Genomic DNA, 20,748 nt, shown 5'->3' on the forward strand with positions numbered 1-20,748 from the left:
TCATTCTTTTCCGCTCTGATGTGTGGGGCGTGCAGGTGAGTAGTGCACAAAATTGCTCGTGTCATATTATTTTTACCCTTTCTTTGACATAGCCAGAGACGCCTCATGCAGCGCAATAACGCTATGAAGAAAGGGGTTTGGTATGAAATTTCAGAAATGCATATCGCAGCAGAAAGGAGTATAGATTGCGGTACGTTATTTTACAGTGAATAAAATGACGATATTTACTGCAAGTTTCACCTAAGCTAAATCTCAAAATATTTATAAATATCAATAACATAAAATAATAATGCACATATCAGCATTTTTAGTCGTAAGCCTGACTTCAGCATCACCGTTATGAAAATAAAGAAATTCAAGTTAATGCATCTATCGCCGATAACAGACATCCGCACTGTATCGAATCAATCTCCATTACGCTATTAACCCTGACGAACTCTTTTCTTGTATATATCGATACAGTCTCACCTCACTCTAAAGAGTTAATTTGATCAGCATATTTTAAAAATGAAATCGATTTCATTTCATTTTTATTTAAATAAAAATTATTCTTATTTCGCTCATAAAAGATAAAAAAAAGCCCCCACAGTGTGGAGGCCAGGATTTTACTGCTCAGCGATTAGAAACTTTCCCAGTTCGCCTGAGTCATGTCGACGGTGTGGCGATCAGGCTGCTTCGCCTGCAATACCGGACGACGTACACCAGCGTGTTGCGACTGCGCAACACGCTGGTTGCTCTCCAGTGTAAAGGTCGCCACCAGCCCTGACAGCGTCTCTGCCTGCTCCTGCAGGGATTTAGAGGCGGATGAAGCCTCTTCTACCAGCGAGGCGTTCTGTTGCGTCACCTCATCCATCTGGCCAATCGCCTGATGAACCTGCTCAATGCCCTTGCTCTGCTCAGACGTTGCCGCGGCAATTTCATTGACCAGATCGGCTACCTGCTGAATCGCCTGACGGACATTTTCACTGTTTGATCCCACGCCGCTGGCCTGCTCTAAACCGTGCTCCACCTGTGAAACCGACGTTGAGATAAGGTCTTTGATTTCACGTGCGGCAGACGAGGAACGCTGCGCCAGATTACGCACTTCAGATGCGACCACAGCAAAGCCGCGACCATGTTCACCTGCACGTGCTGCTTCGACTGCCGCATTCAGTGCCAGAATATTGGTCTGGAAGGCGATGCCTTCGATCAGCCCGGTGATTTCAGAAATTTTTGCAGAGCTGGCACGGATTTCATCCATGGTGTTGAGCATCTGCTTTACTGACGTGCCATTCTGGATCGACATGCGATTGGCGTTATTCGCCAGGCTGCTGGCCTGATGCGCGCCTTCTGAGTTCTGACGAACCGTTTCGCTCAGCGTCGCCATGCTGGCTGCTGTCTGCTCCAGTGATGCCGCCTGCTCTTCAGTACGCGCGGAAAGATCTTCGTTACCTGCAGCAATTTGCGTGGATCCGGCACTGACCGATTGCGCGGCGTGACTGACCGAAAGCAGCGTGCCGGAAACGCGTGACAGCAACTGGTTAAACGCCATCGCCGTTTTGCCGATCTCATCTTTACTGCTGACTTCCGCGGTATGGGTCAGGTCAAGCGTATGACTCACCTGCGTCATGGTGTTGACGATGCCTGAGAGGCTCCTTTTAATGCCAAGGATCACCTTAGCGGAGAAACCGGCCAGCAGCAGAACAAGCAGCAGCGAACCACCAGACATCGCCCACAGCGTCTGCGAATAAATGCGCTTGTTCTCAGCCCTGAGCTGTTCGCCAATATCAATATTCAGCTGAATCTGACGGGTAAAATCCGCTTCCATTTTACGGGCAGCAGCACCCACACCATTATCACTCTGGAGTAACGGAAGCGTGACAGCATCATTATGGGCGCGTGACGCGGCAAGAAAAGCTGGCAATGCGCTGCGAACCGCATCCAGATTTTTATAGGCCTGCTCGGTCATCGCCTTATCTTCATCACTGGAGATGTCATTCGCCATGTAATAATCATTCAATGACTTAACCTGCTGAAGCAGATTTTCAATGCGCTCTTCCGCAGCAGGGAGTTTTGTCGCATCGTTAGTGCTCTGGTGGCGATAGAGAGCAATCCCTATCTGATTGGTCACACTGATCGATTTGTTGAGATCGCGAATGCTGGGTATCGCATTCACCTGTACGTATTCAAAACGGGATTGAAAGCCCGAAATCACTGATAAAGAAATAATCACCAGTGCAATCAGTGACATTGCAAGCAGTGAGAAAATCAATACCAGACGCTGTGTAATAGTCATAAACGTCCCCTGGAGAGAAAATAAGTGTGAACCTGGTTTGAACTGGATTATTTTTATCGGCTTTCGTCTGCAGGGCTTTAATCAATCGTGGAGGATATATTTTTTTATTTTTTCTTGCGTCTGTAACAGAGTGAACTACCTCACGATGTTCTCTGTTATCGATCCCCTTTCATCTTTCCCCTTTCATCTTTCCCCTTTAACAATGCATGCCGACAAAAATCTGCCTGCCTGCTTACACGCTGTTTACACAACCCGATGGTCAGGATCAGGCTTGAAATGCTGTCAGTTGGGATCTGATGATTAGCCTGCTAATTCAACAGGATCGCTGACGATAATTATTGTTAAGAGGCACATTAACACCATGAGAGAGGGCAACAGATCCTGCAACGTCAGTGCTGCGAATAGCAGGCGTTGCCGGAGAGGAACATTAGAAATGTGGGCGTGTCATCAGATTAACTGATAGGTGTAAACGTGAGCGGGTGAACCCTGGCGGTACATCTCTGAGATTTTAGCTATTTGTGTCAGGGCCAGATTAAATCAGGGAATCCACTGGCGGAATGCTGATTGTGGTCTATGCTCACTGGCCCGACCAGGCTTAAGTCTGTCGCGCAGCAATAACGCTTACAATAAAAAAGGTAGTTCTCATGGATTTAGCCACATTTGAAACCAGAACCGGTCTTTGGCCACACATGCAGTTTACGGATGTTGAATATGAAGAGTGCAGTGCTGGCTTTGAAATCTACGCCATTGATGTCAGCCGCCAGACGAAGAGCAAGCTGTTTATCTGTCGCGTCACAACTGAACAGCAGGCAGCGTCGCTGACGGCGCAGTTCAAAGAGTGGCTGCCAAAGTTAAAGCTTAAAAAGCGTAAAGTTGCGCTCAACCTGGCACGCATGACCTGCGAGAAGAGCTATCCCACTAATCCTAACTATCAGGATCGGTCAGATATGAGTCGTCATTCGCCCAGGCTCTGAAGCCATTCAGTCAGCATCTGCCAGAGCAGCGTGGCTGAAATACCTGCACTGTGGTGTTATTTCCGTTCTGCGGCGCGTGTTAACCGCGCGCCGCAGGCATCTGAAACAGGCGACACTCTCCAGGCTCAACAGAGATATCACGGAAGGTCGTGATATGCATCTCGATCCAGGTATTTGCGGCTCGCAGTGTATGAGGTGCGTTGCGCTGTTGCAGCTCCGCCACAAAATCCCGGGTGCTGACGGTAAACTGACCGGCATCATCCTGTCTTGTCGCCTCTCTGAAAGCATGCCAGATCTCATCATCCTGTGACATCACATTGACTCCACAACGGCTTTTGTTTGAAATAGTACTGTGTTTATGAACAGTATAATTAATCCGTCAGGCGGTCAAGTCTGCATTCACATGCTTTGGATGCCGGAATTATGGCCATTAATAGCCGTAGCCGCAGGCAGATCAGGACTTTAATCCTAATCTTAGTAATCGTTTTCATATCTGATTAACTGACTGATCCTGCTCATTATTTTACATTGTAAGCATTTTAATTATTTGATATCTAACTAAAAAAAGGGTTAACCGCAGCGGAAATAACAGCGGTTTTGCCCTATCTTTAAATGGCTCTGCAACGAAATCCACTTCTGTTTCAGAGTGATCTGACTCCTACCCTTGCCCCCTTTTACAGGGGGGCACTTTTTCAGTTACCGCAGATGTCGACACGCAGTTAACTCTGCAGGCGAGTAATGTTTACGCGTACCGGTTAAACCTGCTGAAGACGTTAAGATTGCGACTGGAAAAGTGGTGGATTTGTAACCTGATAATTCAATGGCTGTGCTGATATTATCAAAAGCCCAAACCAGTTGATTGAATATCAGGACAATTTTCTGAAATATCAGAGAAACTGATTTTTACCCGCTTAATAATCCCGCCAGAACAACATGGTAAGGAGAATATAAAGCGCGTAATAATCAGGCACAACCCGAATGACCGGCGCCTCACCAGGGATGTCGTGACGTTATAATAATGCGCTATATCCGCTCTTCGCCCCCGCTTTTGCGGGGGCTTTTCTTTTATCTCAGCTTATTCGCCGGTTTATTATTGAGACGCCATCTGACATGTGTGTGCTTAAAGCCTGAAGTATTACCCTGCCCTATGCCCGGTTTGATGCCGCAAGCAGAACGATATATTGGCCGCAGTTATGCCCTTAACCATCAATATTTATGTGGTATGGTTAATCAGTAACTTCCTGTCATGTGAGTCTGCTTATGCTCTCCACCCTGATTTACCGTAGCCAGCTTGCGGGTTCGGTCTCGCCAGAGAAGCTTAAAGCGCTGGTGGAGCGCGCCAGTATTAAAAACGCTGAAGCTGAAGTCACCGGGATACTGCTCTATGACGGGCAGCACTTTTTTCAGGTGCTTGAAGGGAGCGTTGAGAATGTTCACACGGTTTTTCAGCATATCAGTCGGGATGATCGGCATTTTAATCTGATTGAACTGATGCGAGACTATGCCCCTGCACGTCGCTTTGGTCATGCCGGCATGGCCTTATTTGATTTACGTGACTATCAGAAACATACCGTCGTGGAAGCCCTGCTTAAACGGGTCACCCTGACTGATGAGCGAATCAGACATGACCGGGTAGTGAAGTTTTTGCGTTCTTTTGTCGAAGGCAGAGATAAAGAAACGTTTATCGGGATTGCCCCTGCCAGCGAGTGGACACTGACTGCGCCTCTTACCGTCAGTGCCCGGCCACCCCTGCAGCCTGCAGCGGATCAGCGCTGTGAATTTGCGCTTCAGCCTATCGTAGACGCTGCGAATCGCCGGATTGTCTCCTGCGAAGCCCTGATACGCGGTCTTCAGGGCGCACCACCCGCAGACTACTTTTCACAGCTGCCGGAAGGCGAGCGTTATCAGGCGGATCTCCATTCCAAAACCTATGCGTTTCAGCTGGCCAGACATCTCGGTCTGCGGGAGCAGACGCTCTCCGTCAACCTGCTGCCCATGTCGCTGGTGGTGATCGACGATGCGGTTGAACATCTCATTCAGCAGATCAGGCAACAGGGATTGCGCCCTGAGCAGGTGGTGGTTGAGGTGACTGAAGATGAGGTCATCTCCCGCTTCGATGCCTTTCAGTTTGCTGTGCGCCAGCTGAAAGCAGCCGGAATCAGCCTGGCCCTTGATGATTTCGGTGCCGGTTTCGCCGGCCTGTCGCTGCTCGCCGATTTCCAGCCCGACAAAGTTAAGATCGATCGCAAGCTGATCACCGATATTCATCGCAGCGGCCCGCGTCAGGCGATTGTGCTGGCCATCCTTAAATGCTGCCAGGCGCTGGAAATTACGGTCATTGCGGAAGGCGTGGAGAAAATTGAAGAGTGGCTCTGGCTGGAAGGTGCCGGGGTCAGTTATTACCAGGGCTTTCTGTTTGCCCGCCCTGCCCTTAATGCTCTGCCTGCTGTTAGCTGGCCTGCACGACGCCCGTGATTTCCCCGGCAGAAATACCTCCCTGCCTGCCCTTATGCTCATAGTTTGAAGCGGCTCACACCGCTTCGCTGCAAAAAGCAAAAGCTGTGCCATGCTTGATCCATCTGACAGCCTTCTGGCAGGACAGATATTCATCAGGTCCCTGGATAACAACCGGAATTGGGAGAATCACCATGAACGAAGATCGCATTGGCGGCAACTGGAAGCAGTTCAAAGGTAAGGTCAAGGAAAAATGGGGTGATCTTACGGATGATGATATGACCGTTGTAGAAGGGAAGCGCGATCAGCTGGTCGGTAAAATTCAGGAACGCTACGGCTACGAGAAAGACCGTGCCGAAAAAGAAGTAAAAGAGTGGGAAGATTCCAACAAGTACCACTGGTAAAGCGTTCTTAATCGCCGGGCGTCTCTGCGCCCGGCACCTGCCCGTCAGCCCTTCTCTCCGTCTGTTCATTTACTCTCTGACACCTCTGTACCTGTTGCAGGGACAGATTATGGAAATGATTGTTTCTTTATTTATTCCTGGCGCGCATAATGCGGCCATCTTTCCCGATCATGGGATTGCAACGCTTCCCGGATATCAACTATGCCTCACCACTCTACCGACACCGTATGTGGTCTCGTCGGTGTTCTTCCTGAAACCCTGCGTCGCTGGCGCCGGGCCGGGCTGATCACACCGCCTGGCCCTGCTGGCTATTCAGATCAGCAGCTCACGCGCGCGCTCTGCGTTCGTGAAATGACATCAGGAGGCCATACGCTGTTTGATATCCATGCTGCCCTTAACTGGCCCAGCGTCACGCTGCCCGGCGGCTGGGCCTGCCGGGAAGAGGATATGTTGCAACTGCTGGCGAACAATCCGGACGCAGATGTTGAACGTGAACTGCAGATGATGAATACCGACTACTGTGGTGATGACTATGTTAATCGCTATCTGCGGCCGCTCAACCTCTGGCTGCGTTCTGACCTCAGCGAAGGAGCAGCCCAGCGTCAGCAGCGTTTTCATAGTGCCGTCATCGGCCAGTGGGAGCGCCTGTCGCTGGCCGCACGGCGACGCAGCACCGTACCACTGTTTCTTGAAGCGGTCAGCGTAACGGATGAAACCGAGATCTGGATGGAGGCGATACGGCTCAACGGACAGGGCTTTCGGGTTGAAGTCGCAGCGGCCGCATGCGGTGTTCCCGCTGTAGCGCATCGCCGCTTTGAGCATCATCTGATGTGGTGTGGCGATGGTATCAGTGCATCGATGAAGGCGGCATTTCACGCCAGCCTGGAGGCGGGTGATCCTGTTATGCTGACCGGAACAAATACTGGCGTGCAATCGCCCATCTGTCCGATGTCTGCCAGCGCCTGATTCGGTTGACCTTCTTCCCTGCCAGCAGTTAAAAGGGCGGAAACAGCCTTAGCCGCTTCCGCCCTGTTCACATTACTGATGTTCCAGCGTTCGTGGTCCGCCGATCGCAATCGGGATACGACGCGGTTTCTCGCTCTCCGGTATTTCCTGGATCAAATCAATGCTGAGTAAACCGTCCGCCAGGCTGGCGCCGGTCACCTTCATGTGCTCCGGAATCGAAAAGCTTAGCTGGAAATCGTGCCGGGAAATGCCGCGATGGATCCAGCTGCTGTTCTCCTGCCGAGCTTCGCCGGACGACTCCCCGGATGCATCATCCCGGTGACCTGCCACGGAAAGCCGGCCGCCACGTAGTTCTATCTCCAGCTCATGCTCTTTCCAGCCGGGTACGCTGACGGTCAGCGCGTAGCGGTTATCCTCAACCCGCTGCAGATCGTAAGCGGGAACTGACGTCACCGGCTTGTCGCCAGTCAGCTGGCTGAACAATTTATCGATACGGCTAAAACGGTCTGAAAAGACAGAATCCGTCAGCGAAGGAAAAACAGAAAACTGTTGTACAGACATGGTGATAATCTCCTGAACAGGTTCATCCAAAAGTTCATCTGACCGGTATGATATTCCCGATCATCGCTAAAATAGGGATCGGTTGTCCGCTTTCAAGTAGCTTAATAGATTTTTTTTAACGTGACTGTACGGCCGGTTATCACAGAAATACATTTCAGGGTATTAACTGAGCCGTTACTTTTTGCTCTGAGGCGCAAGAGTGAAATGGGGATGGCAACCCGCCAGTAATAACAGCAGTTCATATTCACCCTGACTGAGTAGCGTCGGATTACCTGCCGCTTCTTTGGTTTGCCAGACTCTCAGGCTAAGATCAAAACGCTCAGCGGCGCTCTGTTGTGAGAGGCCAGCGGCAAGACGAAGTTCACGTACATTACTCTGGACAACCACAGGCGGCTTGGGGGGACGATTAACCAAACAAACACTCCTTCAACATGATTAAAAACGCAAAAGCACAGCGCTTCGCCAGCAATTAAAGCGAAGCGGCCTGAAAGCGCTCACAGCGAAAAGACCAGAGAATAATTGACTATTTTGCTTAAATGTCAAATTTCAGATTCAACAATTAAGCGAAATTTTTCTGTAAGCGAAGCGGCATATTTCGTCCTCACAGTACTTTTCCTATTTCCTTAGAATGCTTTATTTCTTCCGCCAGGAATTATCCTGTTATTTGACTTAAGGACCATTCAGGGATTAATCCGCTACCTCAATGCCGCTTTCTTCATCAGGATAGATGTTTAGCCTGAGGTTCCTGTTCAGGCTGCATCATTGAAACCAGAGGAGGATAATAAATGAAAAATCCCATCCAGCGTCGCTCACCCGACGATCTGTCGCATGTGGAAATTCGTGAGCAGTGGCAAATCACCTACTGGACTCAGGAGCTGAGGACAACCCAGGAAAGGCTGACACGCGCGATCCGAGAAAGCGGCGCGCGGACCGAACAGGTGCGTGACTGGCTGGAACAGAACCCGCCCCCACGCCGCCCGGCTCAATCTCTGAATGGCATCAAACGTTAAGCTGATTGCTGACAGAAACGCTGTGTTAACGCCGGCCTTGCGGTGGATTGGCCTGCATCAGCCGGGAGCACGCTGACAGGTCATCTCTGCCGGTCCGGGTTTCTGCCCGGCTTTTGCGTTGTGTTTGAAGAGGTTATCCCGCTGAGTAGTCTGCGCATAACGATCCTGCCTCCGGCATCATGACTGTTCCCTCTGAAAACCAACTTAGAAATAATAGTAACCATCCTGAATGCTTATTGATTTTCTGCCCGGGAATAAACCTTAACAGCGCTGCTGCGCCGGGCTGAAAATATAAAAGGTAAATAATCAGGCACCGCTTCGATTAAATTTTCGAATCGTAAATATCGCCTTTATGCGTTAAAGAAAATATTAAGAGACACCCGCCGCATAGTCCCTTATCATCAGGATGAAAATAAAAAAATACGCTATATTTACTGCCGCCCGAATGAAATTTCGCTCCGGACAGTTTTCTTTTTTCGCTCCGTAATCAGCCGGTGCGGAGGTTACACACACATGCTCAAGAATCTAAACGGCGACAATGAACGCCGAAGTCGTGCTTTGCAGGCACTGCGTGACCCTGACGAAAGTCGCGATGACGTTCTGCGAAAATTTGTCCGGTTAGCCAGTCAGGCCCTGGGCATCCCGGGAAGCTTTATCTCTGTGCTGGATGACGAGTTCCAGACCGTACGGGCGTCACATAACTTTGATCTGCAACGTTCAACGCGTGGGGATTCACTCTGCCGTCATGTGGTAGACAGCGACAGCGCAGTGATCGTCCCGGATACCTATCACGATGCGCGTTTCGTGACGCATCCGCTGATCACCGGCTCACCTTTTATTCGCTTTTATGCCGGTGTGCCTCTGAAAACCCGCGACGGCATTATTCTGGGCACGCTCTGTGTTACCGACACCGAGCCGCATGCGTTTGCCGTTGAGCAGGTGACGACATTAACGCTGCTCTCCACGCTGGTCATGTCCTTTCTTGAAGCCTGGCATTCCGCTGGTTTTTGCGATCCGGTGACCGGATTGCCTAACCGTCAGCGCCTGATACGTGATTTACAATATCTGGCCGTGGCTGGTGACACCACGCCACGCCGTCTGGTGCTGATTGATTGCATCGACATGTCACGTGCTTATGAACTGGCCCGCACCATGGGAATGAATCCGGTTGAAAGCCTGCTGAAGGATATGGCTACCCTGCTGCCGCTGCGCCTGCGCCCGGCGGTGGGTGAGATGATCTACACCGTGGCCACAGGGCGGTTTGCCATTCTGACCCGTGCTGATAGCAGACTGAGTGCAGCCTGGGTCGCCGGTCGCCTGGAAGGTATCAGTGCAGACATGGATGAGGGGCTGTCAGTTGCACTGACGCCTCATACCGGTGAGGCGGCCTTTGTTGCCGGCAGCATGTCAGCGTCGGAAGTGTTACGCCGCGCGGTCAGCGCGCTGAATGAAGCTGTCGGGCGCGGACTGCCCTCTCAGCGTTTTGATATTGAGGCGGAAACACAGCGCTCAGAAGATTTCCTGCTGATGACCGATCTGAAAACCGCTTTGCGCGATAACATCGGGCTTTATATGGTCTATCAGCCTAAGATTTGCCTGCAGAGTGGCAAACCGGTGGGCCTGGAAGCGCTCATCCGCTGGCGACATCCCAGCAGAGGGGAACTTTCACCTGCCGCCTTTATTCCGCTGGCTGAGCAGACCGATCTGCTCTCGGTGCTCACCGCCTGGATTATCGATCAGGCCGTTGAACGTCTCAGACGACTGCGTAATAACTGTATTCAGTTGCCACTGACCATCAACGTCAGCGTACGCGATTTTGCATGCGAGGGATTTGCATCCGCGCTGGAAAGCAAAATGCTGAAGTCTAAGCTTCCGACTTCGCTGCTGGGCATCGAATGCCTGGAGACAGAACGTATCCTGGAAAGCCCCACCGCCCTTCGCGGACTGGAGATGCTCAGAGAACGGGGATTCACGATTTCACTCGATGATTTTGGCGCAGGCTACAGCAATATCAGCTATCTGCGCCGTATGCCGCTGGATGTTATCAAGCTGGATCGCTCTCTGATCAGTGAACTCTCTTCAGATACGGCTTCACGCATTATTGCCCGCAGCATTATCGCCATGCTCAAAGAGCTGGACTATACGGTGGTGGCAGAAGGCGTTGAGTGTCCTGACGCCGTGACATCCCTGACAGAATATGGCTGCGATCAGGCTCAGGGCTATTTCTATTCCAGGCCATTAAACGAAGAGGCGCTGGATCACTGGCTTCACTGGAAATTGCGTGGTGAGTGTCATTAAACCTGCAGGCTATACCTGTGTTGAACATTGCGCTTATGTCACTGCTGAGCTGCGGATTAACTTTCCGCTAAAGCCACAAGGCCGCCCTGATGGCGGTCTTATTTATGATGCACTGAAATGAGCTTCTCTGCGGAGATCCAGCAGCATTATTACCATTAAGGTAACTGAATTCAGATCTGCCAATTTGCCGCTTCGCTTAGTGCCACCTGCTCTGGTGCAGTCTGTGCGACAGTAACCAAGTAAAGGTGAAACATTTTTTGATCAATGTTAGCGTGTCCGCAACAATCACGTAAAACGGAGCTGCACATGCTTACCACCATAATCTATCGCAGCCATATTTCAGATGACTTTCCGGTCAGAACCCTACCGGAAATGGTCGACAACGCCAGCAAAATCAATACTACCCACGGTGTAACCGGTATCCTGTTATTCAACGGCACCCATTTCTTCCAGTTACTTGAAGGCCCGGAAGCGGGCATTCAGGCCGTTTATCAGCGAATCTGTGCCGATCGCCGGCATCATAATGTGGTGGAGTTAATGCGCGACTATGCGCCTTCCCGACGTTTTGGTAATGCGGGCATGTCGCTGTTTGATCTGCGCGAACACGATCGCTCATCACTGCTGCAGGCGGTCCTGGACAAAGGTACGTCTAAATATCGCCTGACCTATGATGATCGGGCACTGCAATTCCTGCGTACTTTTGTTGAGTCACGCGAGAAAGAAAACTACTACGAGGTTCTGCCGCCAGGTTACTGGGAGTTTATTTCAGAGCACACTAATGTGCCGGATTCCCGTCCGGAGACAGAAGGGGTGAGCTTCCGGCCGGTGGTCGATCCACTGGCGCGTCAGGTGACCGCCATTGAAGCTGTCACCCTGCGTCCGGCGCTGACCGGTGAAATTTCCGGCGACCGGCTTTATGTTGACGATCTGGAAACCGTGAAGAAAACCTTTGCCCACGCTGGCCTGGTTTGTCCCGATGGTATGACGCTCTACGTGAGTCTGCTGCCAATGACGCTGGTTGTCATACCCGACGCTGTTGAGCACATTGTGGCAGCCATTCAGCAGGCGGGTCTGGTGCCGGAGCAGGTGGTTATTGGTGTGAGTGAAACCGGCGTGATTTCACAGCTGGATGCGTTCTCTGAAGCCGTACGCGCGTTAAAAGCGTTTGGGATCAGCCTGTCTATCGACAATTTTGGAGACGGCTCCGCGGGATTGTCATTGCTGACTCATATTCAGCCCGACCGTATCCGTATCGATGCCGGTATCACCCGCGACGTTCATCGCAGTGGGCCAAAGCAGGCGGTGGTGCAGGCAATCATCAAGTGCTGCTCAGCGCTGGAGATCACCGTTATCGCGGCTGGGATTGTACAGGCTGAAGAGTGGATGTGGCTGGAAGCTGCAGGTGTGATCAATTTCCAGGGTACGCTGTTCGCATCTGCGGGCCGTTATGAGGCCCAATCGGTCGCCTGGCCGGAATATCGCGAAGCGATGTAACCGTACGCGGTCTTAATAATTTTAAAGCGGTACGCCAGCGAGCGGCCGCTTTTTTCATTTATGGCCGTGCCGACTCTCAGGAAAAGGCATGATTAACAGGCCCTCCCTACTCCCCTTTATTTATCTGCGCATTCTAAGCTTCTTTTGTAAATCCTGGACGCGATACTGCATTTTTGAATGAGTTTCTGACGCATTTCCGGCATACATTTTCTGATAACCACTATAGCGAGTAACGCTTACAGGTTAACCACTATAGGAAGTAAATCTGAGACTGAACTGCACTATCAGGGTATAGAATGTGACAAATATCCACTATAGCGAGCAAAGGTGCGCCCGAAGCGTTTATGACAACCACTGTAGCCAGTATGTTGCGCAATATTCATCCGGATTATGCCGATAAATCACTCAGGCAGTCGATAAACGCTCAGATAACCACTGTAGCGAGTACCTGCTCACCTCTGTCCTCAGATGATAACCACTGTATCGAGTAAGTGATCCAGAAAGAGGAGCCTAAGATTATCTATGCTCAACAGTGCACCACGCACGACTTCCATGCGGCATAACCACTATAGCGAGTGAAAAGGTCGTGTGAGGAGGTGCATGTAGCAGGAACGGAGTGATAGCCCTGCCCTGTTTTGCGCTGTTATTCGCTAAAATAGCTTTGTTCTGTTGACGAAATCATTCTGCTCATCCTGTAACACAACCACTGTAGCGAGTGCCTGGCTGACCTTACCTGCTATGCTAATTTTTTGTTCTCATCATGCTATGAGAGATAAATATTGATAGTAAGCACTCACTTTAACTAGCTACATGTCATTAACAGGCAGAGTAAAATGATACTGCTAACCACTATAGCGAGTAATATCGCCCCTCAATCCAAAAAAATAACCACTGTAGCGAGAATGTTGTAAGAACCGGGTCTGTCACCTGATCATTATCTGAACGCATCAGCCAATAAATCTCCAGAAAACCACTGTAGCGTGTAAATCTTTTGGGCAGAATGAGGCAAACCAGGATGAGATAGCCATTTCAGAATGGCGATAACCACTGTAGCGAGTAAAACCGAAGAGCTGAATATCGCCTGCGGAACACGTCAGATGGCATTGGGAGGAGAATCCGCATTCTGTTAACCAGACCTGACTAACCACTATAGAGAGTGATAAACACGATAACGCCTTATTGCAGCGTTTACAGTGAAGCCACGTACTGGCTAACCACTACGGGAAGTAGATCTCTTGTGAAGTCCAATGCACCCTCTGGGTCCGGGAGGCGGAATGGAAGACCACAGCAAATTGCAGGATGTTTTCAGGCAGGCGCATCTGGATATTGATGCTCTTTCGGAAAGGGGCTAACCACTATAGCGAGTAATCTAACTCGCTATAGTGGTTAGGGCTGTCAGATACCCTTAAACAGCCCATCTCTCGCTATAGTGGTTAGCAGGCTGCAGGATGGGTCAGCCATGAACTGTGTGGTGAACAGGCATCTAATGCTTTTTCTGTTTCCTGATTTTATTCAGTAACTCTTTTTCCTCACGCGATACCATGACAAGTTCACTGCTTTCATCTTCACCCACCGGTTCAGGCAGATTGACATCAATAATAGTGGGATCGTTGTCCATATCGTCAAACTCGTCCATCTCATCATCGATCAGGTCTGCCTTGCTGAGCGGCAGTTCGGCCGGGCGCAGCTTGGGGTGACGATAATGGACCCAGAAGTATACGGAAGAGCCGCGGCGGGTCTCGGTATAATCGAGATAACCAATCTCTTTTAACTGCTCCATCGCTTTCCTGACTGTCGCATTCTGGGTGATCACGCGCGACGTAAGGTTAAGCCTTGCACGCAGGCGTGCCATGGATATTGGTGCAGGTTTAGGCGGAAGGCTTTCAATGAACGTATAAAGCGCTTGAGCGGACTCTTTGCGTGCCAGCTCGTTAATAGCCTTAAGCTGCAGCAGAACCTTTCTGTCGAACTGATACAGCTCAAAGATTTTGGGATCAGCCTGTAAGGTCACCGTGTCCTTTTTGACGCTGTATTTGGCGGACTGCACCAGATGCGTTGTGTAGTTCTCTCCGCCCTTGCTGGTAAAAGTCAGGGTATTAGACGCAATCCGCGTCAGCGAAGCGTCCAGACGGCTCCTGAGCTTCGATGAGAGGCGCGCAGAAGGTATGCCGCAGAGTTTTGCAAATTCTACGAACGAGAGCGTTACTGTGTCTCCCAGACACTCATGCGTGGCGAATGCGCGAATGATCCCAACCCAGGTCTTAAAATCATTATCCATATCCAGCCGGGCACCCAGAATCTTGATGTTGTCATACCCTTCCGATCTGACCAGAGATAACTGTTTCAGATCCTGAGTCACATCCATCGCATTCATCTGGTTTTTCTGACTGCGCGCTGTGGATTTCAGCGTTGGAACAAACAAGCCGAGACGCATCAACGCGACTGGCTGCACGGTGTTATTACTGTTGGGCGTTAGAGTAACAACTTCGCCTGTACGCTTGTCTGTTTCGCTAAACGCATCAGCTATGTTCAGGATATCTGGTTCTTTTCTTGGCATTAGGATGATCCGTAATGTGAACAGGCGAGAGCCGCTGTTACTCAATACAGTGGATACTAGCACTCACTATAGCGGTTAATCTACTTGCCATAGTGGTTATTTATCTCGATACAGTGGTTGTTTTACTCGCTACAGTGGTTAGCTAACCTTCTTTATCGCAGTGATACCAGGGGCTGAGGCGGCACGGGGATCTTTAAGGAACTTAAAAAGGATCTTATGTGGATCTGTTATTGGATCTGCTCGGTGGATAACCCGTTAAAAAAGCCTGCCCCCGGTTAATCAGAATCTCCGTTTTTATCCTGTTTCCTTGCCAAAGACTCTAAAACTGCAGCGGGTGTGCTCAATCGAGGGTTATGCACATGAAAAAGTGTTATCTACTCGCTACAGTGGTTGTTGAGTACTCGCCAGCGCGGTTGCTTTACTCGCTATAGTGGTTATTGTGCTCTCTGCAGTGGTTGTTCTTCTCGCTACAGTGGATACCAACACCCTTTCAGACCTTGTGCTGCGTGGCTTCAAAGCCTGTTGGGATCTGTTAAGGATCTCAATTTGATCTATTGAGGATCGACCAATTGGATCTGGCCTGTGAATAACGGGGATAAAACAGACACGATTCAGCAATAACCAAATCTGAGATCAAACGGGTTTTCAACTGCAGATACGAGATTAAGAATTCTATAAGCAGGTTCTGAGCGAGTTATTAGGTGTGGGAGCAATCTGTTGCTGACAAGGCAAAGCATTTAATCGGGTATGTGCCAATAACCATAAAGAGATTAAGGTTTTAAGCCCAGAGTGAATATCTCCAAGCTCTTCAAATAAACGTTCATGAGTAAAGAACAGATTTTCACCATGAATTTAATGATTTATGTATCTGATAAAAAAGTAATTTTTACATATTTTCATAGTGAAAACACCCTGCTTATGATCTCAGAAATAACGTTTCAAGAGGTTGAAGATGGACTCATTAAGTCCAACTGGCTCCTGAATGAAGCAGACAGCGATAAGGTAGCGTAGCAATTGATACTTTTCCCCAACCTGATAAATCCAGCTCATAAAGAAATTTGTTATGCATAGTCTCATCATCAGGTAACTGCATACGATCGTTTATCACGAGGGAAAAAGAAAGTTGGTTGTCATACCCGTACACTTACCGAACAGACGATGTTTAAATTATGCGGATTTCCTTTTGCTGCTTATGCGGCGTGTTACTGGTTATTACTATCTGGCCTGTTACTCTCAATCCCCTGCCCTATTCACAGATCTCAATGTTTCATCACAGTATTCATGAAACCGCTAAAGCTAACACTATAAATAAAACATCTTTATGGGGATCAAAGTCAGTCAGCGATAAGAATAGAATCTCTGTCAGATGCAGTGACAAATGCTGCAGGACTCTGTGAGAAGCATCCACACAGACTATAAACAAATCGTAATTGAAAGTTATAAGAGGATATGAATTTCTGACAAGCTTACGACCAGCACCATTTCTTAGAGGAACAGACAGATTCTGTCCTGCCTATACAGGAGCTGTAACTCCAATACGCATATAACCATTTTTCGTGTAGAAGTTCACAGCCCGATAGTTGATGTATAGGGTTTCAGCCTGGCTCGATACATTTCCTCTCTTTTGCAGATTTATTAAGAAAGTGGGTAAAGCATCGCATCCTATAGCTTTGCCTTTATAGACTTTCTCGAAGAAGTCATGTCTACGCCTGGCTCTTAGCAAAGCTTACATTGCTGACAGATCGGCTCCGGGCCAGAAAAGGAATTCTTCGATTTCGATTGCGATGATCTTAAAAGTCAGAAAAGGTTAGTTTGGTAATGTATAAGGCTGATATCTGTTCTTTTGAGGGAACAAGGTTTTATTATCAAAAAGAGAGTACTGCCAGGGTGACCACTTAGACTTTCCACTAACGTTAAGCCACTATTTATAGTTAAAAGAATACTTTATAAAAACCCATTTTCGCTGCAGATTTTCACCAAGCGAATATTCTCGTAAGATATTGATATAAATGGATATATAGAAAATTTTCATGATGAAAACACCATGATCAGCAACTGAAACAAGGGCCACGATTGCCGACTGGACATTTCTGCCATTACAGAATTAAAACGAATATCGGGCACTAACATCCGCCATCCATTGTCACACTCCTCTCTGATGCCTGTTCAATATACTCAAACTGAATGGACTGCGGCCACAGAGCTCAAGAGATCCTCTTTTACAGCTGACCATAAATTTCCGAAAACCATTCCACCACCTGAGACAAAAAATCCAGGTTTTTGGCATTTTCCTAAAAAATTGGCAGGTATGCGCTTTTTGTGTAGTATGCAAAAAACATTAACGCAGAGGGGCTTATGAAGCGCGATTATGGTGGAGTGCTGGAGATGGCAACACGTGCCAACTCCATGTTACATGGACTCAGTGACCACATTGAGCAGCAGCGTCAGGAATTTAACCAGACAGGTTTTTACCAGACTTTCTCCCGCAATGCTGTTGCTAATATGCCACTGCTGAGTAAGCACGCTGTCGTCGCTGCAATTAGTGATATGGAAGCAGCAGGATACCAGTTTGGTAAAAAGCAAACCGGCAGTACATCGCAATATGCCCTGACCCTTCAGAACGTCGTCGACATTTATCAGCATCGTAAAGTACCAAAATATCGCGATCGGCATGATGGCCCCTTTGTCGTGTTTGTTGTCAGCCTTAAAGGCGGTGTCTCTAAAACCGTCAGCACCGTGACGCTGGCTCACGGTATGCGCGCCCATCCTTCAATGCTGCACAATGACCTGCGCATACTGGTTATTGACCTGGATCCCCAGGCATCAAGCACGATGTTCCTGAGCCATACCAACAGTGTCGGTTCTGTACTGGAAACAGCAGCGCAGGCTATGCTCAACGATCTGGATGCAGACCAGCTTCGCGAGCAGTTTATTAAACCTACCGTCATGCCCGGCGTTGACGTTATCCCGGCCTCAATCGACGATGGCTTCGTTGCCAGCGACTGGGAAGAACTGGTTGCTGAACATCTGCCCGGCGTTGCCCCCTCAGAAGTCCTTCGCCGTAATGTGATCGACCGTCTGGCAGGTGACTACGATTTTATCTTCCTTGATACCGGCCCTCATCTTGATTCTTTTATGCTGAATGCGATCGCGGCCAGCGATGTGCTGCTGACACCGACGCCGCCGGCACAGGTCGATTTCCACTCCACCATGAAGTACCTGACGCGCCTGCCAGAAATGCTGGAGCGTATTGAGGCTGAAGGTATCGAGCCGCGGCTCAAAGCTAATATTGGCTTTATGTCTAAAATGACCTCCAAGCATGATCACCTGACGTCACAAAGTTATGCCCGTGAGGTATTTACCAAATCCATGCTGGACTGCGGCTTACCGCGTCTTGATGGATTTGAGCGTTGTGGCGAATCCTTTGACACGGTGATCAGTGCCAACCCCGCTTCCTATCCGGGCAGTGCAGACGCCCTGCGAAAAGCCAAATATGAAGCCGAGCAGTTCTCAAGGGCTGTGTTTGATCGCATCGAATATATCAGGAGTACCCTGTGAGCAAACCGATACAGCGCATTGGCCGCAAGTTCGGCGATTCTGCTATTGCGAACATGATCGACAGCAGCAGCCAGTCGCGCACTTTTACGCTGAAGTCAGGTGCGAAGGCGACCTTTGTACGCCAGCTGATCCTGCATGACGATATTGAAACCCGAACCAGCGTTGACCCGAAAATCAATGGACGTGATCAGAGCACGCTGACGCCTGAATCGCTGCAGGAAATCACGCGTACGATTACACTGCAGCAATTTTTCCCGGCCATAGGTCGCGTGAACGGTGACCGAATTGAGATCATGGATGGCTCGCGCCGTCGCGCTGCCTGTATTCTTTCCGGGGCCAGTCTGGAAGTGCTGGTCACCGCGGATGAACTGAGCCTTAGCGATGCGCGTCAGCTGGCTGCTGATATTCAGACGGCGAAAGAGCATAACCTGCGTGAATTAGGGCTGCGCTTTATGCTGATGAATGAAAGTGGCATGAGCAAATCAGACATTGCTAAAGCGGAAGGTATCTCAAATGCTAAGGTCTCCCGTGCATTTCAGGCCGCATCCGTACCCGCTGAGTTTATCGAACTCTTCCCGGTCGTTTCTGAGCTGACCCTTCAGGATTATCAGTTGCTGCTTGATGTCTGGGAGGAGGCGAAAGCGGAAGCGATTGATGTCGCCGGACTGGTCAGCGGAATTCAGCAAAAGCTGGAGGCAGACGATGCACTGCAAAACGCTAATGCAGACGAGAAGAAGAGCGCAATCCTGAATGGCTTCAAAAGCGCGCGTCGTCAGTTAAAAAAACCTGCACCGGTCAGTAAAACGGTGACTGAAAAGCTGGCAACGTTTACTACGGCCAATACCTATGCGCGTCGTAAAACCAATGATGAGAAGCGCACCGTGCAGTATGAATTCAGTCGTCTGCCGAAAGAGATTGCTGAACAGATTGATGCGTCGATCAGACAGATACTCTCTACGCTTAAATAATCTTCATCACACATTACTGACAATGGAACCGGCCGCTGCGCCGGTTTTTTTATTCCTGCTCTCTAATCATGAAACTCCTCTGCTAATCACATATCACTTAAACATGTTAACGCTTGAAGCTGACACCATTTAGCGTTATAGCTAAAACGGTTTAGCTTTCAGGTTTAATCAGAGGAGTTTTTTATGTCTGTTCGCGTATGGTGCCTCGGGGATGCCGTGGTCGATTTGCTACCCGAAATGCCGGGTAACCTGATGCAGTGTCCGGGCGGAGCACCCGCTAATGTCGCCGTTGGCATTGCCCGCCTGCAGGGAAACAGCGGTTTTATCGGACGGGTGGGTGCCGATCCGTTTGGTGAATTTATGCGGCAGACGCTCAGTGAAGAAAATGTTGATACGGCCTGCATGATTGCCGATTCACAGCATCGCACATCAACCGTGGTGGTCGGGCTGGATGAGCAGGGCGAGCGCTCCTTTACCTTTATGGTTCGGCCCAGTGCCGACCTGTTTCTTGAACCGTCAGATCTGCCCGAGTTTCATCGCGGGGAATGGCTGCACTGCTGTTCCATTGCCTTAGCGGCGGAACCCTCTCGTACGGCGACGCTGACCGCCATGAAACAAATCCGCGCGGCAGGCGGCCATGTCAGCTTCGATTTAAATCTGCGGGAAGATCTCTGGCCCGACACGGTACTCCTCCATGCGGTGGTGAACGAAGCCCTCAGTCATACGGACGTGGTGAAACTCTCTGACGAAGAGCTCGATTTTCTTAGTCCGGGTCAGGAAGCAGCTGTCAGCATGCCTCAACTGGCCGCCAAATTCAGCATTCGCCTGTTACTGGTGACGCGGGGCAGGGAAGGGGTGATGGCATGTTATCAGGGACAGATAACCCACCATGCCACCACGCCCGTTGACAGCGTCGATACTACCGGTGCAGGTGATGCCTTTGTAGCCGGGTTACTCTGGGAGCTGGCTAAGTCGGGTCTGCCTGTAAACGAATCACAACTTGCCAGCTATCTGGTGACTGCGCAGCGCTGTGGCGCACTTGCAACCACGGCGAAAGGAGCCATGACAGCACTTCCCTGGCGCCACCAGCTGGACGATCTGGCCGGCTAATCATCCTGTAATGCCCCTGTTTTGGGAGCTATCTCACAATCACTAAACCGGTTTAGCTATTTTCATTGCAGAGGGAAATTACCCGTGGCTATGATTTGCGCCTAAACCGGTTTAGCAAA

The 20,748-nt window shown here is 49.8% G+C and carries 16 protein-coding genes; 11 read left to right on the plus strand and 5 right to left on the minus strand.

The window, feature by feature from the left end:
• Positions 1-619 precede the first annotated feature (619 nt).
• On the minus strand, positions 620-2,275 hold the full coding sequence (locus tag FA92_RS21615) for a methyl-accepting chemotaxis protein (RefSeq protein WP_033785192.1): 1,656 nt from the start codon (positions 2,273-2,275) through the stop codon (positions 620-622).
• A 644-nt stretch (positions 2,276-2,919) separates the two neighbouring features.
• Between FA92_RS21615 and FA92_RS21620 the strand changes: the two genes are divergently transcribed.
• The gene (locus tag FA92_RS21620; protein WP_033785193.1) at positions 2,920-3,249 is read left to right on the plus strand and encodes a hypothetical protein; all 330 of its coding nucleotides are present in this window, start codon (positions 2,920-2,922) and stop codon (positions 3,247-3,249) included.
• 79 nt (positions 3,250-3,328) lie between these two features.
• Here FA92_RS21620 and FA92_RS21625 read toward each other — a convergent pair whose 3' ends face one another.
• Complete coding sequence (locus FA92_RS21625; RefSeq protein WP_033785194.1) at positions 3,329-3,562, minus strand: hypothetical protein; 234 nt, start codon at positions 3,560-3,562, stop codon at positions 3,329-3,331.
• A gap of 947 nt (positions 3,563-4,509) precedes the next feature.
• Between FA92_RS21625 and FA92_RS21630 the strand changes: the two genes are divergently transcribed.
• From FA92_RS21630 to FA92_RS21640, 4 genes are all read left to right on the plus strand, one after another.
• Complete coding sequence (locus FA92_RS21630; RefSeq protein WP_033785195.1) at positions 4,510-5,724, plus strand: diguanylate phosphodiesterase; 1,215 nt, start codon at positions 4,510-4,512, stop codon at positions 5,722-5,724.
• A gap of 173 nt (positions 5,725-5,897) precedes the next feature.
• Entirely contained in the window at positions 5,898-6,107 is a 210-nt protein-coding gene (locus tag FA92_RS21635; protein WP_010256969.1) for a CsbD family protein, read from the plus strand.
• A gap of 109 nt (positions 6,108-6,216) precedes the next feature.
• The gene (locus tag FA92_RS23525; protein WP_197061530.1) at positions 6,217-6,393 is read left to right on the plus strand and encodes a hypothetical protein; all 177 of its coding nucleotides are present in this window, start codon (positions 6,217-6,219) and stop codon (positions 6,391-6,393) included.
• Complete coding sequence (locus tag FA92_RS21640) at positions 6,309-7,073, plus strand: MerR family transcriptional regulator (protein ID WP_013356501.1); 765 nt, start codon at positions 6,309-6,311, stop codon at positions 7,071-7,073. The genes FA92_RS23525 and FA92_RS21640 overlap by 85 nt, the downstream gene beginning before the upstream one ends.
• Before the next feature lie 72 nt (positions 7,074-7,145).
• Here the strand turns inward: FA92_RS21640 and FA92_RS21645 are convergent, their stop codons facing one another.
• Both FA92_RS21645 and FA92_RS22895 read right to left on the minus strand, forming a co-directional pair.
• Positions 7,146-7,634, minus strand: a complete 489-nt coding sequence (locus FA92_RS21645; RefSeq protein WP_033785196.1) for an Hsp20 family protein — start codon at positions 7,632-7,634, stop codon at positions 7,146-7,148.
• A gap of 174 nt (positions 7,635-7,808) precedes the next feature.
• Positions 7,809-8,048 (minus strand): hypothetical protein, encoded by a 240-nt coding sequence (locus tag FA92_RS22895; RefSeq protein WP_013356499.1) that lies wholly within the window; start codon positions 8,046-8,048, stop codon positions 7,809-7,811.
• A 371-nt stretch (positions 8,049-8,419) separates the two neighbouring features.
• On the opposite strand from FA92_RS22895, the gene FA92_RS21650 reads away from it, so the two are divergent.
• The 3 genes from FA92_RS21650 to FA92_RS21660 all read left to right on the plus strand — a co-directional run bounded on the left by FA92_RS21650 (position 8,420) and on the right by FA92_RS21660 (position 12,436).
• Entirely contained in the window at positions 8,420-8,644 is a 225-nt protein-coding gene (locus FA92_RS21650) for a DUF3606 domain-containing protein (protein WP_013356498.1), read from the plus strand.
• Between the two features lie 513 nt (positions 8,645-9,157).
• A complete protein-coding gene (locus FA92_RS21655; protein WP_013356496.1) occupies positions 9,158-10,942 on the plus strand; it encodes a GGDEF domain-containing phosphodiesterase in 1,785 nt (594 codons plus the stop codon).
• Between the two features lie 306 nt (positions 10,943-11,248).
• Positions 11,249-12,436, plus strand: coding sequence for a diguanylate phosphodiesterase (locus FA92_RS21660; RefSeq protein WP_033785197.1), 1,188 nt, complete (start codon positions 11,249-11,251; stop codon positions 12,434-12,436).
• 1,483 nt (positions 12,437-13,919) lie between these two features.
• Here FA92_RS21660 and FA92_RS21665 read toward each other — a convergent pair.
• A complete protein-coding gene (locus FA92_RS21665; RefSeq protein ID WP_033785198.1) occupies positions 13,920-14,993 on the minus strand; it encodes a RepB family plasmid replication initiator protein in 1,074 nt (357 codons plus the stop codon).
• A 2,355-nt stretch (positions 14,994-17,348) separates the two neighbouring features.
• On the opposite strand from FA92_RS21665, the gene FA92_RS21675 reads away from it, so the two are divergent.
• From FA92_RS21675 to FA92_RS21685, 3 genes are all read left to right on the plus strand, one after another.
• Positions 17,349-18,551 (plus strand): AAA family ATPase, encoded by a 1,203-nt coding sequence (locus FA92_RS21675; RefSeq protein WP_033785200.1) that lies wholly within the window; start codon positions 17,349-17,351, stop codon positions 18,549-18,551.
• On the plus strand, positions 18,548-19,519 hold the full coding sequence (locus tag FA92_RS21680; protein ID WP_033785201.1) for a ParB family protein: 972 nt from the start codon (positions 18,548-18,550) through the stop codon (positions 19,517-19,519). The genes FA92_RS21675 and FA92_RS21680 overlap by 4 nt, the downstream gene beginning before the upstream one ends.
• A gap of 183 nt (positions 19,520-19,702) precedes the next feature.
• Positions 19,703-20,629: an aminoimidazole riboside kinase gene (locus FA92_RS21685; RefSeq protein ID WP_033785202.1), complete on the plus strand. Its 927-nt coding sequence runs from the start codon at positions 19,703-19,705 to the stop codon at positions 20,627-20,629.
• Positions 20,630-20,748: the final 119 nt, after the last annotated feature.

This window comes from Pantoea sp. 9140, assembly GCF_000745295.1.
GTDB classification, from domain to species: domain Bacteria; phylum Pseudomonadota; class Gammaproteobacteria; order Enterobacterales; family Enterobacteriaceae; genus Pantoea; species Pantoea vagans.